Source organism: Metabacillus sp. 113a (genome assembly GCF_050107635.1).
Lineage (GTDB): Bacteria > Bacillota > Bacilli > Bacillales > Bacillaceae > Metabacillus_B.
Genome location: NZ_JBNILJ010000004.1, coordinates 334,587 through 351,049, shown reverse-complemented (window position 1 = coordinate 351,049; position 16,463 = coordinate 334,587). Strand labels below are relative to the sequence as shown.

Genomic DNA, 16,463 nt, shown 5'->3' with positions numbered 1-16,463 from the left:
TAACTGCCACTAACTATCATTGCTGGAGTGTTGAACATGAACCAAACCTTTTGTCATTCTACAATGAGCCTTCAGGGCATCAATATTCATTATGAGCTGTACGAGAAAAATCCCGGAAAACCAACGATGGTTTTACTTCATGGATTTTTATCCTCTACCTTTAGTTTCAGAAGGATGATCCCGCTCCTGATGGAGGAATTCCGCATCATTGCCATCGACCTTCCTCCCTTTGGCAAGACGGAAAAATCCATTCGATTTGTTCACTCCTACCGGAATATGGCCAAAATTGTTATTGAGCTGCTTGAAAAGCTTCAAGTAAAAAACGCCGTTCTCGTAGGACATTCAATGGGCGGACAGGTGTCCCTCTATGCCGTGAAAGAAAAACCTGAAATGTTCAAAAAAGTGGTGCTGCTCTGCAGCTCAGGCTATATGAAGCGAATGAAGCATTATATGATCTGCGGATCCTATGTTCCATACTTTTATTTATGCATCAAGCATTGGCTCTCAAGCCAGGGAGTATTTAAAAATCTCTGCAACGTCGTTTATGATCATTCCCTGATTGATCAGGAGATGATGGATGGCTACATGCAGCCTTTTGTGGATGACCGGATTTTCATGGCCCTTGCCCGTATGATCCGGGATCGGGAAGGGGACCTTTCTAAAGAGGACTTAATGAAAATTGAAGTGCCGAGCCTTTTAATATGGGGGCAGGAGGATAAGATCGTACCGGTAGAGGTTGGCAGAAGAATGAGCAGGGATTTGCCGAATGCCTCCCTGTTTGAACTCGCGCAAACCGGACACCTTGTTCCTGAAGAAAGGCCTTTTCACGTAATGGACAGAATTATGAACTTTTCACATGCTTAACCAGGTGAGGCGGCCGTACGATACGGCCGCCTTCGTATTTTGGGAAGCTTCAGCAGCCGGACTGACTTTTTATATGAAGCAGTTCTTTGGATTTTTTTAAGCATTCGTCCATCGCTATCCACTTCTCAAAGGAATGCTCATAAATAGCCTGAATTTTCCGGGCAAGCTTCTCATCGCTGTCCAGTTCATGAACGGCCTGAACAACGTCCACGGCTTCAGTCTCATAAAATCCTTCTCCGTAGCCGAGCGGATCCCATTTATATAAAACGTCCATCATCCATTCATTGGCTTGCTGTGTCTCCATTTTTATCATCACCCGCACCTTATTTTTGCAAATTTATTTTAACACATATACGATGAAAGAAAAGATATAAGAGGTGAGCTCATGAATTTGTTCGATGAAGTCATTCAGCGCCGGAAAACCAATTCCGTTAAATGGGATTTAACAAAAGAAATATTTGGAACATCCGATGTGCTCCCTATGTGGGTGGCGGATATGGATTTTAAAGCACCAGAGCCGGTGCTTGAAGCTTTAAAAGACAGAGTGGACCATGGAGTATTCGGTTATTCCTCGATTGGCGACAGCACGAAACATGCAATCATCAGCTGGCTTGAGGAAAGAAACAGCTGGACCATCGCCTCTGAATCCATTTTGTTCAGCCCCGGCATTGTAACCGCCCTAAGTCTGGCTATCCAAACCTATACAAAGCCCGGCGAAAAGGTTTTGCTGCAGTCACCCGTCTATACCCCGTTCTTTGATATGGTCAAAAGAAATGACAGAACCGTGGTAAACAGTGAGCTCCTGCTCAATGAAGGGCTCTACAGCATTGACTTTGATGATTTAGAGAAGAAAATGGCCGATCCTGAAGTGAAATTGATGCTGCTGTGCAATCCGCATAATCCTGGAGGTCGTTCATGGAAAGCAGATGAACTGGCTAAAATAGCAGATTTGTGTGTCGGGCATGACGTTCTGATGGTTTCAGATGAAATTCATTCAGACCTTATGCTATTTGGAAACCAGCATGTCCCTTTCGCTTCCATCAGCGAAGAAGCAGCGAGCCTTACAATTACCTGTCTCGCACCGAGCAAGACCTTTAATCTGGCAGGTCTCCAAGCCTCAGTCATGGTAATCGAAAACGAATCATTGCGCAGGAAAATGGATGAAACGTTACATAAACAAGGTTTTTTTACACTAAACGCCTTCGGTATTTCCGCAATGGAAGCCGCGTATCGTCATGGAAGCCATTGGCTGAATGAACTGACACTCTATCTGGAAAAAAACATGGAGTATGCCATCAATTATTTGAACAGCGAAGTAAAGGGGGTAAAAGCGATTAAACCTGATGCCTCCTACCTGCTCTGGATCGATTGCAGAGAGCTTGGCCTGGACGATAAAGAGATCAAGAGGCTGCTGCTTCATAAAGGAAAAATAGCTCTTGAAGAAGGTTCTAAATATGGCCCGGGCGGGAAGGGCTTTGTAAGACTGAATGCAGGCTGCCCATTCGAAACACTTAAAGATGGCCTTTCAAGAGTGAAAGCCGCGTTTGCTGAATAGCAAACCGCTGTGGATGCAGCCATATGTGTGGTAAGGATCAAGCCCTTCTTCGGAAGGCATGGTTTTCTGGTCCAGGCATAACCCCGGAGGCTCGAACTCTGGGGGTTTTTTAATGACTAAACGTTTTCAGGAAAAGCTGATCATGGATGGTCCAGCACTTTCCACTGTGGGGTGGTGGGCGATTTGGGACGCGCCTAAATGTGTATGTGTTCGGTTTTGATCTTTTTCTCGGTTTTCAGCAGATGAACAAGCGTCGGCGCTGCTGATTCCTAATAGGCGCCTTTTTCTGTTTGGCGGCGGTCAAGAATAATCAGGATGCTGGTTGGCATTTTTATTTATGGTCCTTTTTGGTTCTAGCATGGATTATCTACCGGCTTTTTGGCAAAATCAGCTAAGTTGGACAGGCACATTGTACACTGGACTGCCTTTTTTAGGCTGAAAATCGCAGTTAGGCGTTGAATCGGTCCGGATTTTGGTGTCCGTTGGGGGGACGGGAATATTTTATTGTCCGTATTCCAGATTTATTGTCCGTACTTTTGTTTTATTGTCCGTACTCTCCATTTTATTGTCCGTATTTCCAATATAATTACTTTTCGACATAATCCGCTACAACGTGCAGAAGCATTTTATCCGGTTTTTTAGTCTGTAAACTGCGGCTGAACCTCACAGATCTTGGTCCAGTTCCGGTACAGAATTTGTTTTATTGTCTGTATTCCAGATTTATTGTCCGTACTTTTGCTTTATTGTCCGTATTCCAGATTTATTGTCCGTACTCTCCATTTTATTGTCCGTACTTCCAATATAATTACTTTTCGACATAATCCGCTACAACGTGCAGAAGCATTTGGTCTTCCGGTTTTTTAGTCTGTAAACTGCGGTTGAACCTCACAGATCTTGGTCCAGTTCCGGTACAGAATTTGTTTTATTGTCTGTATTCCAGATTTATTGTCCGTACTTTTGCTTTATTGTCCGTATTCCAAATTTATTGTCCGTACTTTTGCTTTATTGTCCGTATTCCAGATTTATTGTCCGTACTCTCCATTTTATTGTCCGTACCTCCAATATAATTACTTTTCGACATAATCCGCTACAACGTGCAGAAGCATTTTATCCGGTTTGCCGGTTTTTTAGTCTGAAAGCTGCACCACGGGGTGAGCCGGTCCGAATTTCGGCTCAGTTTCGGTACAGAATTTATTATATTGTCCGTATTCCAGATTTATTGTCCGTACTTTCGTTTTATTGTCCGTACTCTCCATTTTATTGTCCGTACTCCCAATATAATTACTTTTCGACAAAATCCGTTACACCATGCATAGGCATTTTATCCGGTCCGCCGGTTTTTGAGTCTGAAAGCTGCACTACGGGGTGAGCCGGTCCGAATTTCGGCTCAGTTCCGGTAAGGAGTTTATTATATGGTCCGTATTCCAAATTTATTGTCCCTGTGGCGTTGAACCTCCAGTTCCGGTACGAAAGGACCGTCTATGCACCATTCCTTGTACCCATTCTCTAAAGTCTATCCGCAGATTTCTGCGCTTCATCTATATGATGAAGGATTCCAGCCCGCGTTTTTTTCTGTTCTGAGCTGCCTCCTCGAATTATCGAATATACTGAATTAATAAAAACATTGTAAACATTTTTTTACTATTAATGGTATAATCAACCTATCAATTGCATAGGAGACGTTTATGGAGAATATAAAGGATTTAATTTTGCAAGTAACGTTTATCCTGTTCCCCATCTATCTCTATCAGGCAATCTGGCTAAATAGGCCGACGCCGAATATCCCTAAGCCTAATCAAATACTTATCTACATTCTTTGCAGCCTCTCGGCCATTCTTTGTATGACCTTCCCGATTACCGTGGCTGATGGGATGCCTTACGGGCTCCATTATATTCCCTATCTTGCTGCAACGCTGTACGGAGGACCGCTGACAGGTATATGTGCGGCAGCCACCGGCTTTCTGTACCGTCTATACTCCGGAGGCGACATTGTATGGATGACTGTAATCATCACCCCCCTGTTTTTAATTCTGCCCATTATTCTCTACTCTAAGTGGAGTACTATTAAAATACAGTCAAAGCTTGGGTTTGGGCTTCTTTTCAGTATCCTGAAGCTGGCCTTAACTTATGGAGCAAGCTCCGTTCTTTATTTTTCAGGAATGATTAACTTTAAGCTAACCGAAAGCCTTATTGAGATGTTAGTTGGCTTTGTTTTATTTACGATTGTGCTTTTGCTTACCATTTACTGCGTGAATTCAACAAAAGAAAATGCCTTTTTAAGGGCCAGGGTTATTAAATCTGAAAAACTTGCCATTGTGAGTGAGCTGGCAGCAAGTGTTGCTCATGAGGTACGCAATCCGCTTACTGTTGTCCGGGGGTTTATCCAGCTAATCGGTACAGACCGGAGAAGCACCGGGACTCAGAAGGATGAGTATATTACCCTGATCCTCTCAGAGCTGGACCGGGCTCAGGACATCATAACCGATTATTTAAACCTCGCCAAACAGCAGTATTATGAAAAAAATGAAGTTTCTCTGAGCCTTCTGCTGAGTGAGGTTGTAAAGATTATGACCTCCTATGCCAATTTTAAAAACGTTCATTTTAAAAACAGCATTGCGCCAAATCTTTATGTATACGGTGATGCCTCACGACTCAAGCAGGTCTTTCTGAATCTACTCAAAAACGCGATAGAAGCTGTGGCAGAAAGTGATGGGGAAGTTAAAATAACCGCTTATGCCTCCCATGAATTTATCAGAATCAAAATAAAGGATAATGGAGTGGGAATGACCTCCGAGCAGCTAGCAAGACTTGGCGAGCCATACTTTACTCTGAAAGAGAGAGGGACAGGACTCGGATTGACGGTAACTTTTTCAATTGTGGAACAGCATGAAGGAACGCTTCGTTACCAAAGTGAACCCGGTGCCGGCACGTCTGCTACCGTTTCCTTGCCTATTTGTCTGCCTGAACAGCAGAGCAAGCCATCCTGACCGGGCCTTGTATTCTGGGCACCCATAACTTCATGTATAAGAAATGCAGCCTTAAAAGGAACGCCGGCATGCCTTCGCAGTTTCTGAACATCCCATAACTTCCTGTATATGAAATCCAGCCTTAAATGGACCGCCGGCATGCCTTCGCAGTTTCTGAAAATGTAAGAAATCCAGCCTTAAAAGCACTGACCGCTTCTTCAGGGCTTTGCTTCAATATCGATTTCTCTTTTGTCCGGACGCTCTGCTTCACTTTCTGTAATTTTCCCGCAAGCAATTCGGGCTCCGGATTCTCCGGCAGGCTGGGTCATTCCGTCATCTTTTGCTTCCGTGATGATCAGAGAGGTCCCGCCTTTGAATAGAAGTGAGTTTTTAGCCCCCTTTTTCAACGTAAGCTTTGGGCCCAACAGTTCAGCCTGTACTTTCCCGTCACTGTCTGCTGAAATATTGGGGAGGTCTCCGAGGTGGGCTCCTTCCGAATTCATGAGCCCATGCTTTTTATTGTCCGGGTTATAATGCTCTCCTGCAGTAATAAAGTCAGGCCCCTCGCATTCTGGTTTCTGATGGATATGGATGCCGTGTTCCCCCGTTTGCAGACCTTCCAGATTAATTTCAAATTTAACCCCTTCCGGCTGCTCCGATAGCTTAACCGTTCCGAGCGAATCGCCGTCCTGGTTAAACATCTCGACCCCCATGCTCGTAAGCGTATCCTTCGAGCATCCTCCTAAAAGCAGTAAAGCCGCTGCTGAAGCCGATATGATTCTTCTCAACTGAACTTCCCCTCCCTAACCGATTGGACACTTTTGTATAGTGTTCTCCGTTCGGGGGAAAATATACGGAGTAAGACTGCCATGGAGCACAGTCATTCCGTTTTGGTTAAAACAAAAAACGCCGGGTGGCACCAGCGTTTAGTGTATATCCTTCTTATCCAGATGCTTATATTTTTCGTGCACTTCCCGCTCTTCTTTTCTGGACTGCTTCACAATAAAGCGGAAAGCCATAATGGCCAGCAGCAGGAAAATCGCCATGTGAAAAGCTGCCGGGATGTACTCTGATTTGTCTTCTGGAAAATAGAGAAATAACGAAAGGACCATTTCTGCCATGTAAGCGGACACACCTCCCAATATATCTTCTTTTCTCCACTATACATGGTAATGTCTGTTCGTACCAACTCCTTTTTTTTTGCACTTTTAAAAGTATGGTAGAATGGATGAAACGTAAGGGATAGGAGCATGTGGATATGGAATGGAACGTTGGAGATCATGTAACCGGCATTTATAAGACCGGAAAGTATGCAGGAGTCGTCACAGGCTTGCGGCCTATGCATGTGCTTGTCCAGGTAAAAGCTGTATTGAAGCATCCGCAGCAGGGGGACCTTCATATGCCTAAACAGGCGGAAGTCCCTCTGTTTCATGAAAGAAGAGCATTGAGCTTCAATGAGCAGACCAACATACCGGCCAGCATGCTAAAGTCTTTCGACGGCGAATTCCCTGAATATAAGGATTCTCTCAAGAAGGCCCTTGAGCAGCAGAAAGCCTCACTATCAGAAGAAGAAACACTTTGGGCAAAAAAATCACTGGATCAGCTTGCCCAGCTCGAAAATGAGTATAAACTTTAACAAATAACTGGGCTGGTTCTGGACAAAGCTTCCTGCGGCTGAAACTTTCCCGCAAATAATCTTCAAAAACAAAAGCCAAATCACATGGGTGGGTGATTTGGCTTTATGTTGCGAATTTGTTAAGGAGCTTTGAAAAGTCCACCCGGTCCCCGATCGTAGTCGGACTTGGTTTTTCCAGGTATTCCTTGTCCTTTTCAATTAATTTGTAAATCTTCATGGTTGTCAGTGCGTCATCAAGAGCCCGGTGATGCTGCCCCGTCCCTTTCTTTCCATATTCCTCTACCGCTTTCCATAGCCCTGTCTGATTTCTGTCTCCGAAGAACTTTTTGTATTCCATGGATAAATCCAGAAATTCATCCCGATGAAATGGAAAAGGGCATTGATTTTTTTCACAGTTCATCCGCAGCACCTTCATGTCCATATTGCCCCAGGTAACGACTTTTTTGGGCGTATCAAGCTCGCTTAGAACACGGATCAATTCATGGAATGAGATGCCCTGATCAACCTGTGCCTGTGTGATTCCAAGAAAATTTTTGCAGCGTTCTGTCAGCCTTTTTCCCTTAACAGGTGTGACAAATTGCGAGAATTCCTTATCGGTTTTTCCATTTTTGAAAAAAACAAGTCCCGCTTCGATAATTTCTGCGTAAAATCCTTTATAGCCTGAATTTCCATCCGGCATGCTGAATTCAAAATCAATAAACAGCAAGGGTTTTGCAGATTCCATAGTCCCCCTCCTTTCTCTTTATCATTTTATTACCATTATATCACCGCCCACTTGAATTTAACTGTATTTTTAGAAAAATTTTCATTGGAAAAGCACACATTTTTTTATCACATTTTCGAAGAGCCCGCGTACTGAAAATTTGCTTCTCTGATTTGGGAATCAATGCTAGGATATAGAAAGAATAGGATTTCAACAGAAAGAGTGTGACAGATTTGAGAAAATGGTTTGGATGGAGTTTCATCCTTTGTCTGATTCCTTTGTTTTTGTTCCTCCTGCTCGGCTCCGGACAAGCTGTCGAAAAGCTTAAATCGATCCCCGAAACCCTTGATGAGAAGCTTCCCATTGAAGAAGTACCGGCTATTGCGGCAAGCTATATAAAAGATGCTGAAGGCAGTGTTGTTTCCGAACTGGCAACCGACGGGCAAAAGCGCCTTTTCGTTCAAAGCTCGGATATCCCCTCTCAAATGAAAGAGCTGTTTCTGAAATCAGAAGATCAGCGCTTTTATGAACATGCAGGGTTTGATTTTGAAGGAACAGCCAGAGCCCTTCTTGTGAACGTTAAAAATCAGTCTCTTGATCAAGGCGGGAGTACAATAACCCAGCAGCTTGCCAGAAACCTGTATCTGAATCATGAACGAACGTATAACCGTAAGCTCAGCGAACTGCTGCTCTCGATTCAGCTCGAAAGAAAATGGTCCAAGGATAAAATACTTGAAAGCTATTTGAATACAATTTATTTTCAAAACGGGGTGTACGGAGTCGGTGCGGCGGCAGACTTTTATTTCAGCAAACCGCTGCAGGCCTTAACAACAGCTGAAATGGCGTATCTGGCTTCCATACCGAATAATCCTACCCTCTATGATCCGCTGACTAATCCAAAAAAGACAAAGAAAAGACAGGAACGCCTGCTTCAAATGCTGAAGGAGAGCGGAATACTGAGCGAACAGCAGCTAACAGAAGAGAAGAACAGAAGGATTACGCTATCCATTCGTGAGAACAAAGAACCTTATCCCGATTATACAGGCTATGTGGAAAATGAATTATCAGAGGCAGTTGCGCAGAAAGAAAAGCTGACAGATCCTGATCAAATCCAACAGGCCAAAGAGGATTGGCTCCGCTCAGGAATTGTCATCGAAACGCATCTGGATCCTTTTTTGCAGGATCGCATTTATAAAGCAAATGAAAAATTTTTCGACGGATCACATGAATCCGCTGCCGTTATTCTCGATCATGAGAACCATCATATAGAAGCAATCAGCGGAGGATACCGTTACAAGCAGCATGATTACAACCGTGCTTTTCAAGCTACCAGACAGCCCGGTTCGGCTATTAAACCTCTTATTGACTATGTTCCTTATATAGAAGAGACGAAGGCTGATCCAGCCAGCAAGATCAGTGCAGACCGCTTTTGCATATCTAAAAATAACTGTCCGGAAAATTATACGAAAAAAGAATATGGAATGGTTACACTTGAGAAGGCATTTAGCCAATCCTACAACACTCCGGCATTGCGAATGTTTAAAACAGTAGGATATGAAAAAGCGTATCATTACCTGAAACCCTTCAAATTCAAAAAAGCTGCCCCCGTTCATGACTATTCAGCCGCTCTTGGCGGAGGAACATTAGAGGTTTCCCCTCTGGAGCTTGCAGGCGCCTATACTGCATTCGGGAATGACGGAATGTATCAGCCAAGCAGGGCCATTAAGAGGATTCTCGCTCAGGACGGCTCGGTCCTGTTTGAATGGAAGGATACCCCCGTTCGGGCATGGAGTTCCGGAACGAATTCCATCCTGCTGGGCCTGCTGGAATCTGTGATTGATCAAGGAACCGGAAAAAAAGCAGCATTTGAATCAGCCTACCTTGGCGGGAAAACGGGAACGACAAACAATTACAACGATCTTTGGTTTTCAGGCTTAACAAATCGCCATACCGCAGCCGTCTGGTTCGGAAAAGATCAGAATGGGTCAATCGAAAACGTTTATGAAAAAGGGACCTTGCTTGAATACTGGAAAATGATTATGGGCGGTGAATCCGTTGGCGCCAATCGAAAATAAGCATCCTATTGTTCTGTTTGACGGGGTGTGCAACCTTTGTGAAGGGGCTGTTATCTTTCTTATTAAACGGGATAAAGCTGCCGTACTAAAATTCGCCTCCCTCCAGTCCCATACCGGTCAAATGCTTTTATCTCAGCATGGCTTGGACAAGGATCACTTCGACTCTTTTATTCTGGCTGAGGGCGGTCAGCTTTACTTGAAGTCGAAGGCAGCGCTGAAAACTGCCGGCTATCTCCCGCTTCCGTGGAGGCTCCTCCGACTATTTACTGCTGTACCGAGACCGGTCAGAGACGCTATTTACACCCTGATCGCCAGAAACCGGTACAGATGGTTCGGCCGGAAAGAAAGCTGTATGATTCCCAGCCCATCGCTTAAAGAACGATTTCTCGATTAAAAAAAGGCTATCCACGCTAATCTGTAAACAGATTGTGCGGCGGATAGCCTTTTTATATGGGCAAGCTGTTAACAAACCCATTGTATAGACGGAGGAATAAATAAAATAGTCCAAGGGTAAATACAAACCAGAACAATAAATTAAACAGCACCATCCCGATCAGGGACCAGGAAGTAACCATAGAGCTTGCCTGGTAGATGATAAAGATAAAGTAGCAAAGGGTAGAAACCAGAAAAACAGCTGCAATCACCCATATAGCCTGTACAAGAAAAAGGGAAACAGCACCCCCGGCAAGGTAAAAAGCAGAGCCTGCCCTGATTTTGTTCAGCGTAACCCCTTCAGCATCCTGGGAGAAAAAAAGAAAGGATAACTCAGTTACCGTATTGGCAATCAGCTTAAGAGCCGAAAAAACCATAAAGTACAGCAGGGCAAATAACGCGAATAATGCAATTTTCATCTCGCTTTCCGAAAAGAAATCCAGCATGCTGGTGTAGATGCCCAGGTTTTTCAGGAGGGCTGTTACATCCATGACGGTTGAGATGGATAGGGATGTGCTGAAGAGCAGCAAAGAGATTAAAGGAAAATAGCTGGTAAAATAAGTGTTTCTCATGAGAACTTCCCTTCCGTAAGCATTCTTCTTCATTATGCTTAGAGGGGAAAAATTTGTAAAGCAAACATTTTTATTTCTGAGGCCTTGAAATGATTTTTACATATTCCCTCGGTTCAAAGGTTTTAAAAATGACCGGTTCGCGTATGTGCCAGGTTTCCTCGGATCCGGCAACTTCCATTTCACTGATCTGCCTCACTGGTTTGATTACCAGCGGGTTGCTGTAATCCTCTATAAGCCGAAGCTGAATGGCAAGCATGGTTAGAAACAGAGCGAAGAAAATAGCGAATGCGGCTGCAGCTTTTATTTTAAGCATGCAATCCCCTCCTTCTTCATTATGATGCCAAAAAAAACTTCTCGTTATACAACACCTTTATTATTTGATATGATGATTTTATAAGTTCATATGAACTTGAAATTAAATGATAAATTTTCCCAAAAAGCTCATACTATTCATGTATGCGGAGGATGGAATACCGCAAATGCCAAACGGAAGGTTTACCATTAGATTGGAGGCAAAACATGTCTTTTTTGCACTTAGCCATACTTCTGCCATTTATCGCGGCTCTTTTCGTGCCATTTATCTATAAGTGGTTCAACAAACATATTCACACTGGATGGTTTGTCCTCATCCTTCCGCTGGCATTGTTTGTTTATTTTTTTCAGTACATACCCCCTGTAAGCAGCGGCGATAATACGTATTCCACTGCTGACTGGATTCCTTCACTAGGCATACAATTTACAGCTTATGTGGACGGACTCGGACTTTTATTCGCTCTTTTAATTACCGGTATCGGCTCTCTTGTGGTTCTTTACTCCATTTATTATCTTTCCAGGGAAAAAGAACAGCTTAACCAATTCTATGTGTATCTTCTCCTTTTTATGGGAGCGATGCTCGGAATTGTCCTCTCGGATAACATGATTGTCATGTATACCTTCTGGGAACTGACCAGTCTTTCCTCGTTCCTGCTGATTGGATATTGGCATAAGCGTGAAAAATCCCGTTACGGGGCGATGAAATCCATGATGATTACCGTCTTTGGCGGTCTGAGTATGCTCGGGGGCTTTATTCTCCTCTATCTCATCAGCAATACATTCAGCATCAGGGAAATGGTGACCCAGGCTCCAGTCATTATGGAGCATTCATACTTTCTTCCGGCCATGCTGCTTATTTTGCTTGGCGCATTTACGAAATCGGCTCAGTTTCCATTTTACATCTGGCTGCCGGATGCAATGGAAGCACCGACTCCTGTCAGTGCTTACCTCCATTCCGCAACCATGGTTAAAGCAGGGCTTTATTTAACCGCACGATTCACACCGGTATTCGGGATGGCCCCGGAATGGTTCTGGCTCGTTTCAGGAGTTGGTTTGATTACCCTGACATGGGCCTCATTTAATGCAGTTAAACAAACCGATTTAAAGGCGATTCTGGCTTTTTCAACAGTCAGCCAGCTCGGATTAATCATGACGCTTCTCGGTGCGGGTTCTGCATCCCTGCATTTTGAATCCTTGGATGACAATCTTTTTACCGCTTCAATTATTGCAGCGATTTTTCATCTCATTAATCATGCTACATTTAAAGGCAGTCTGTTTATGGCTGCAGGAATCATTGATCATGAGACGGGAACAAGGGATATCCGCCGGCTGGGCGGTCTGATGAGTTTTATGCCGATTACCTTTACGATCTCTGCAATCGGAGCCTTTTCCATGGCCGGACTCCCGCCTTTCAATGGCTTCCTGAGCAAGGAAATGTTTTTCACAGCGATGATTAATTTGCTGAAGTTTGATTTGTTTCAAGCAGAAACTTGGGCAGTCTTATTCCCTGTATTGGCTTGGGTCGCAAGCGTCTTTACGTTCATTTACAGCATGATTATTGTATTCAAGCCGTTTACGGGCAGGCACAATCCTGAAAAGCTTGAGAAAAAACCGCATGAAGCTCCACTTGGCATGCTGGTCTCCCCTGTTATTCTGGCATCGCTTGTTGTATTGTTCGGGATATTCCCGAATGTGCTGTCTTATAGCATCATTGAACCGGCAGCAGCTTCTATAGCTCCAATGCTGCTTGAAGATGGAGAAAAATTCCATGTTCACATTTCCCATTGGCACGGCTTTAAGCCAGAACTGTTTATGACCATTGGGGTTATCGCCATTGGTGCTGTCCTATACCTGACACTTCCAAAATGGAAAAAGATATTCGGACTGTTTCCTGAAAAGCTCACCCTTAACCGGGCATACGACAAGTCAATAAACGGTCTGGACAAAGGCTCACTAAAGGTTCAGGAATTATATATGACCGGGTTTTTAAGAGACTATCTCGGGTACATCTTCGTCTTTATCATTCTCATGACAGGATGGGCCATGTACGCCAACTCAGCTTTCTCTTTTCAATCTGCCGCCAATGCCCCGGTTGGGGTCTATGAGCTGGTACTCGCCGTCTTGCTGATCGCCGGTGTGGTCACCATCCTGTTTGCAAGAACAAGGCTGACCTCCATCATTGCTTTAGGGTCAGTTGGATATGGTGTGTCGCTGTTTTTTGTCCTGTTCAGGGCACCCGACCTCGCATTGACCCAGCTTGTAATTGAGACCGTATCTGTTGCTCTGTTCCTGCTTTGCTTTTATTATTTGCCGGAACTGCAAAAGCGGGAAAGACTGCCGTTTAAAATGGCGAATTTCTTTATTTCACTCGGGGTAGGTACAGTCGTTACTCTCGTGGCTCTTTCTGCCAACAGCCAGAGGGTATCAGAAACGATTTCAAGATACTTTATTGAAAACAGCTATAAAGAAGCAGGCGGAAAAAACATGGTAAACGTCATTCTTGTTGATTTCAGGGGCTTTGACACGCTGTTTGAGATCACAGTCCTGCTGACTGCCGCTCTGGGCATATTCGCGATGGTTAAACTGCGGCTGTCAAGGAGGGAAGAAACGTGAAACGGACGAATTTAAAAACCAATGACCATATTTTGCAAACAGTTGTTAAAATTGTGTTTTTTATCATTTTCATCTACTCCATTTACCTTTTCTTTGCAGGGCATTATACTCCGGGCGGAGGGTTTGTCGGGGGTCTGATGACTTCCTCCGCTGTGGTGCTGCTACTGCTGGCCTATGATGTAAAAACAGTTACCTCCATCCTGCCGTTTAATTTTATTAAAGTGGCGGCAGTCGGGTTGCTTTTAGCTTTAGGGACAGGTCTTGGAGCCCTTTTTTACGACCTTCCTTTTTTGAAGCAGGCCCACGGTCCGGTGCATTTGCCAGTGTTTGGCGAGGTTGAGCTGGCATCTGCCACCCTTTTTGACCTTGGAGTTTATTTAGTTGTAGTAGGTGTAACCATGACCATAATCCAGACGATTGGAGAGACGGAATAATGGAAGTCATAATGTCAATTGTTTGCGGTATTTTATTCATGGCCGCCACTTATCTGATGCTCTCTAAAAGCTTGCTGCGGATTATCGTCGGTACTTCCCTTCTCAGTCATGGTGCCCACTTGCTGATTCTGACAATGGGCGGGCTTAAAGAAGGGGCTCCCCCGCTGCTTGGAGAGAAGGCAGAGAACTACGTGGATCCCCTCCCGCAGGCACTGATATTAACGGCCATCGTTATCAGCTTCGGGGTGACCGCTTTTATGCTTGTCCTTGCCTATAGAACCTATCAGGAGCTGGGAACGGATGATATGGATCAAATGAGAGGAACTGATTCCCATGAGTAACAATTTTGTGATGCTGCCTCTGATTATTCCTTTAATCGCAGGCATTTTACTTATTTTCTTTAATAAAAAACCACGGATCCAAAGAACGTTAAGCGCCTTGTTTTCTCTTACAGCCGTGATTTTCTCAGCTATCCTGGTCGGCACGGTTCACCAAAGCGGCATCCAGACCGTTGAAATTGGAGGGTGGGCGCCTCCTTACGGCATTCCGTTTGTCGCAGACATGTACGCAAGTCTTTTAGTTTTATCAACAAGTGTAATAGGATTAACCGGCATTTTATTTTCTTTTCGTACAATCGGGAAAGAACGCGAGTATTTCTTTTACTACCCGGCTGTCCAATTTTTGCTGGCAGGGGTAACAGGGGCGTTTCTGACAGGGGACATTTTCAACCTGTTCGTCTTCTTTGAAGTCCTGCTCATGGCTTCTTATGTCCTTATGGTACTTGGCGGTGAGAAGAAGCAGCTGAGAGAATCGATCAAGTATATCACCGTAAACATTTTCTCTTCCGCTCTTTTTGTTATAACCGTCGCTTTTTTATACGCGGTAACAGGAACCTTGAACATGGCAGACTTGAGTGTGAAAATCAGTGAAGGCGGGCAAACCGGACTGCTGACGGTAATCGCCATCCTGTTCCTGATCGTTTTTGGAATGAAAGGGGCTATTTTTCCGCTTTATTTTTGGCTCCCGGGATCCTACCATGCCCCTCCTGCAGCCGTTACAGCCCTGTTTGGTGCACTACTGACAAAGGTTGGCGTTTATGCCATTACAAGAATTTACACACTGATTTTTACTCACGAACAAGCCTTTACGCATGAGATCCTTGGATGGCTTGCGGCTCTCACCATCTTATTTGGGGTGATTGGCGCAATCGCATACTGGGACGTAAAAAAAATTGTTATTTACAACATCATCGCGGCGGTTGGGGTCATCCTATTCGGGGTAGCGGCTGCAACACCCGCTGGAATTGAAGGTTCGATCTACTACCTGATCCACGACATGATTATTAAAGGGGCTTTGTTCTTCCTGGCCGGAATTATGATCAGCATTACAGGAACCTCCAATTTACGAAAAATGGGCGGCCTTATTCAACAGTACCCGCTTGCCGGGTGGATGTTTTTTCTGTCGGCTATAGCGCTTGCAGGCATTCCTCCAATGAGCGGCTTTATTGGCAAGCTGAAAATCATCCAGGGAGGCTTTGAAGCAGGAGAATATGCAATTGCTCTGGTTGTGCTCTTTTCAAGTCTTCTCGTCCTCTACTCGATCATGAAAATTTTCATGAACGGTTTCTGGGGAGAGGTGCAGCCGATTAAAGGAAATCCTTCCGTTAAAGGAATGGTCTATCCGGCTGTCATCCTTGTAGCTCTTTCCGCAGCTTTTGGCCTTGGGACAGAATTTGTTTCACCATATATTACCCAGGCAGCCGAAACACTGCTGGATCCGTCCATCTATATTGAAGCCGTTTTAAAGGAGCAGTGATGCAAATGGCTTTTCAAGTATTGTTAAATTTCTTTATAGCGTTTATATGGATGTTTCTGCAGAATACTTATACGTTTGGAACCTTTGCAGTTGGTTTTCTCTTTGGACTGCTCATGATTTTCGGGATGAGGCGCTTTTTTACGACAAGGTTTTATTTCTGGAATGTACTGGCCGTCTTTACGCTGTTTGCGATTTTTATTAAAGAGCTGGTCCTATCCAATCTCTCAGTGCTCAAAATCATTCTGACTCCGACGTTAAAGCTGACTCCGGGCATTTTCGCCTATGAGACAGACCTTAAGAAGGATTGGGAAATAACTGTTTTATCCAACCTGATTACACTGACACCCGGAACACTTGTTGTGGAAGTTTCAGAGGATAACAAAATCCTCTACATCCATGCAATGGACATCAATAGCGCAGAAGAGGCCCGCAAAGATATCAGAGATTCCTTTGAAAAAGCAATCAAGGAGGTGAGCCGCTGATATG

17 protein-coding genes are annotated in these 16,463 nt (G+C 44.3%); 11 read left to right on the top strand and 6 right to left on the bottom strand.

The features are described 5' to 3' along the window. The first annotated feature begins 36 nt into the window (after window positions 1-36). Entirely contained in the window at window positions 37-864 is an 828-nt protein-coding gene (locus ACQCVE_RS10050) for an alpha/beta fold hydrolase (RefSeq protein ID WP_426862641.1), read from the top strand. Between the two features lie 49 nt (window positions 865-913). Here the strand turns inward: ACQCVE_RS10050 and ACQCVE_RS10045 are convergent, their stop codons facing one another. Continuing rightward, window positions 914-1,168 (bottom strand): DUF1871 family protein, encoded by a 255-nt coding sequence (locus ACQCVE_RS10045; RefSeq protein ID WP_426842590.1) that lies wholly within the window; start codon window positions 1,166-1,168, stop codon window positions 914-916. A gap of 81 nt (window positions 1,169-1,249) precedes the next feature. On the opposite strand from ACQCVE_RS10045, the gene ACQCVE_RS10040 reads away from it, so the two are divergent. Together ACQCVE_RS10040 and ACQCVE_RS10035 are read left to right on the top strand one after the other, a co-directional pair. Next, window positions 1,250-2,419 (top strand): MalY/PatB family protein, encoded by a 1,170-nt coding sequence (locus tag ACQCVE_RS10040; RefSeq protein ID WP_426842591.1) that lies wholly within the window; start codon window positions 1,250-1,252, stop codon window positions 2,417-2,419. A gap of 1,685 nt (window positions 2,420-4,104) precedes the next feature. Further along, the gene (locus ACQCVE_RS10035) at window positions 4,105-5,406 is read left to right on the top strand and encodes an ATP-binding protein (RefSeq protein WP_426842592.1); all 1,302 of its coding nucleotides are present in this window, start codon (window positions 4,105-4,107) and stop codon (window positions 5,404-5,406) included. A 197-nt stretch (window positions 5,407-5,603) separates the two neighbouring features. Here ACQCVE_RS10035 and ACQCVE_RS10030 read toward each other — a convergent pair whose 3' ends face one another. Beyond that, the gene (locus ACQCVE_RS10030) at window positions 5,604-6,173 is read right to left on the bottom strand and encodes a superoxide dismutase family protein (protein ID WP_426842593.1); all 570 of its coding nucleotides are present in this window, start codon (window positions 6,171-6,173) and stop codon (window positions 5,604-5,606) included. A gap of 138 nt (window positions 6,174-6,311) precedes the next feature. Continuing rightward, window positions 6,312-6,506, bottom strand: a complete 195-nt coding sequence (locus tag ACQCVE_RS10025; protein ID WP_426842594.1) for a hypothetical protein — start codon at window positions 6,504-6,506, stop codon at window positions 6,312-6,314. 137 nt (window positions 6,507-6,643) lie between these two features. Between ACQCVE_RS10025 and ACQCVE_RS10020 the strand changes: the two genes are divergently transcribed. Continuing rightward, window positions 6,644-7,021, top strand: a complete 378-nt coding sequence (locus ACQCVE_RS10020) for a kinase-associated lipoprotein B (protein ID WP_426842595.1) — start codon at window positions 6,644-6,646, stop codon at window positions 7,019-7,021. A 103-nt stretch (window positions 7,022-7,124) separates the two neighbouring features. On the opposite strand, the gene kapD is transcribed toward ACQCVE_RS10020, so the two are convergent. Next, window positions 7,125-7,745 (bottom strand): 3'-5' exonuclease KapD, encoded by a 621-nt coding sequence (gene kapD / locus ACQCVE_RS10015; RefSeq protein WP_426842596.1) that lies wholly within the window; start codon window positions 7,743-7,745, stop codon window positions 7,125-7,127. 203 nt (window positions 7,746-7,948) lie between these two features. On the opposite strand from kapD, the gene ACQCVE_RS10010 reads away from it, so the two are divergent. Both ACQCVE_RS10010 and ACQCVE_RS10005 read left to right on the top strand, forming a co-directional pair. Beyond that, window positions 7,949-9,799 (top strand): transglycosylase domain-containing protein, encoded by a 1,851-nt coding sequence (locus ACQCVE_RS10010; RefSeq protein WP_426842597.1) that lies wholly within the window; start codon window positions 7,949-7,951, stop codon window positions 9,797-9,799. Beyond that, complete coding sequence (locus ACQCVE_RS10005) at window positions 9,780-10,193, top strand: thiol-disulfide oxidoreductase DCC family protein (RefSeq protein ID WP_426842598.1); 414 nt, start codon at window positions 9,780-9,782, stop codon at window positions 10,191-10,193. The genes ACQCVE_RS10010 and ACQCVE_RS10005 overlap by 20 nt, the downstream gene beginning before the upstream one ends. Window positions 10,194-10,245: 52 nt before the next feature. Here ACQCVE_RS10005 and ACQCVE_RS10000 read toward each other — a convergent pair whose 3' ends face one another. Then, on the bottom strand, window positions 10,246-10,803 hold the full coding sequence (locus tag ACQCVE_RS10000) for a DUF5366 family protein (protein WP_426842599.1): 558 nt from the start codon (window positions 10,801-10,803) through the stop codon (window positions 10,246-10,248). Between the two features lie 70 nt (window positions 10,804-10,873). After that, window positions 10,874-11,116: a hypothetical protein gene (locus tag ACQCVE_RS09995; RefSeq protein ID WP_426842600.1), complete on the bottom strand. Its 243-nt coding sequence runs from the start codon at window positions 11,114-11,116 to the stop codon at window positions 10,874-10,876. 206 nt (window positions 11,117-11,322) lie between these two features. On the opposite strand from ACQCVE_RS09995, the gene ACQCVE_RS09990 reads away from it, so the two are divergent. The 5 genes from ACQCVE_RS09990 to ACQCVE_RS09970 are packed head-to-tail and all read left to right on the top strand — an operon-like array spanning window position 11,323 to window position 16,459. Beyond that, window positions 11,323-13,728, top strand: coding sequence for a Na+/H+ antiporter subunit A (locus tag ACQCVE_RS09990; RefSeq protein WP_426842601.1), 2,406 nt, complete (start codon window positions 11,323-11,325; stop codon window positions 13,726-13,728). After that, window positions 13,725-14,162: a Na(+)/H(+) antiporter subunit B gene (locus ACQCVE_RS09985; protein ID WP_426842602.1), complete on the top strand. Its 438-nt coding sequence runs from the start codon at window positions 13,725-13,727 to the stop codon at window positions 14,160-14,162. The genes ACQCVE_RS09990 and ACQCVE_RS09985 overlap by 4 nt, the downstream gene beginning before the upstream one ends. Then, window positions 14,162-14,503: a Na(+)/H(+) antiporter subunit C gene (locus ACQCVE_RS09980; protein WP_426842603.1), complete on the top strand. Its 342-nt coding sequence runs from the start codon at window positions 14,162-14,164 to the stop codon at window positions 14,501-14,503. Before ACQCVE_RS09985 ends, ACQCVE_RS09980 begins: the two co-directional genes overlap by 1 nt. Beyond that, window positions 14,496-15,977, top strand: a complete 1,482-nt coding sequence (locus ACQCVE_RS09975; RefSeq protein ID WP_426842604.1) for a Na+/H+ antiporter subunit D — start codon at window positions 14,496-14,498, stop codon at window positions 15,975-15,977. The genes ACQCVE_RS09980 and ACQCVE_RS09975 overlap by 8 nt, the downstream gene beginning before the upstream one ends. A 5-nt stretch (window positions 15,978-15,982) precedes the next feature. Next, on the top strand, window positions 15,983-16,459 hold the full coding sequence (locus tag ACQCVE_RS09970) for a Na+/H+ antiporter subunit E (RefSeq protein WP_426842605.1): 477 nt from the start codon (window positions 15,983-15,985) through the stop codon (window positions 16,457-16,459). Window positions 16,460-16,463: the final 4 nt, after the last annotated feature.

Coding starts and splice junctions, on each gene's coding strand:
- ACQCVE_RS10050 (WP_426862641.1), top strand. CDS start 37: ATGAACCAAACCTTTTGTCATTCTACAATGAGCCTTCAGGGCATCAAT.
- ACQCVE_RS10045 (WP_426842590.1), bottom strand. CDS start 1,168: ATGGAGACACAGCAAGCCAATGAATGGATGATGGACGTTTTATATAAA.
- ACQCVE_RS10040 (WP_426842591.1), top strand. CDS start 1,250: ATGAATTTGTTCGATGAAGTCATTCAGCGCCGGAAAACCAATTCCGTT.
- ACQCVE_RS10035 (WP_426842592.1), top strand. CDS start 4,105: ATGGAGAATATAAAGGATTTAATTTTGCAAGTAACGTTTATCCTGTTC.
- ACQCVE_RS10025 (WP_426842594.1), bottom strand. CDS start 6,506: ATGGCAGAAATGGTCCTTTCGTTATTTCTCTATTTTCCAGAAGACAAA.
- ACQCVE_RS10020 (WP_426842595.1), top strand. CDS start 6,644: ATGGAATGGAACGTTGGAGATCATGTAACCGGCATTTATAAGACCGGA.
- kapD (WP_426842596.1), bottom strand. CDS start 7,745: ATGGAATCTGCAAAACCCTTGCTGTTTATTGATTTTGAATTCAGCATG.
- ACQCVE_RS10000 (WP_426842599.1), bottom strand. CDS start 10,803: ATGAGAAACACTTATTTTACCAGCTATTTTCCTTTAATCTCTTTGCTG.
- ACQCVE_RS09995 (WP_426842600.1), bottom strand. CDS start 11,116: ATGCTTAAAATAAAAGCTGCAGCCGCATTCGCTATTTTCTTCGCTCTG.
- ACQCVE_RS09990 (WP_426842601.1), top strand. CDS start 11,323: ATGTCTTTTTTGCACTTAGCCATACTTCTGCCATTTATCGCGGCTCTT.
- ACQCVE_RS09980 (WP_426842603.1), top strand. CDS start 14,162: ATGGAAGTCATAATGTCAATTGTTTGCGGTATTTTATTCATGGCCGCC.
- ACQCVE_RS09975 (WP_426842604.1), top strand. CDS start 14,496: ATGAGTAACAATTTTGTGATGCTGCCTCTGATTATTCCTTTAATCGCA.
- ACQCVE_RS09970 (WP_426842605.1), top strand. CDS start 15,983: ATGGCTTTTCAAGTATTGTTAAATTTCTTTATAGCGTTTATATGGATG.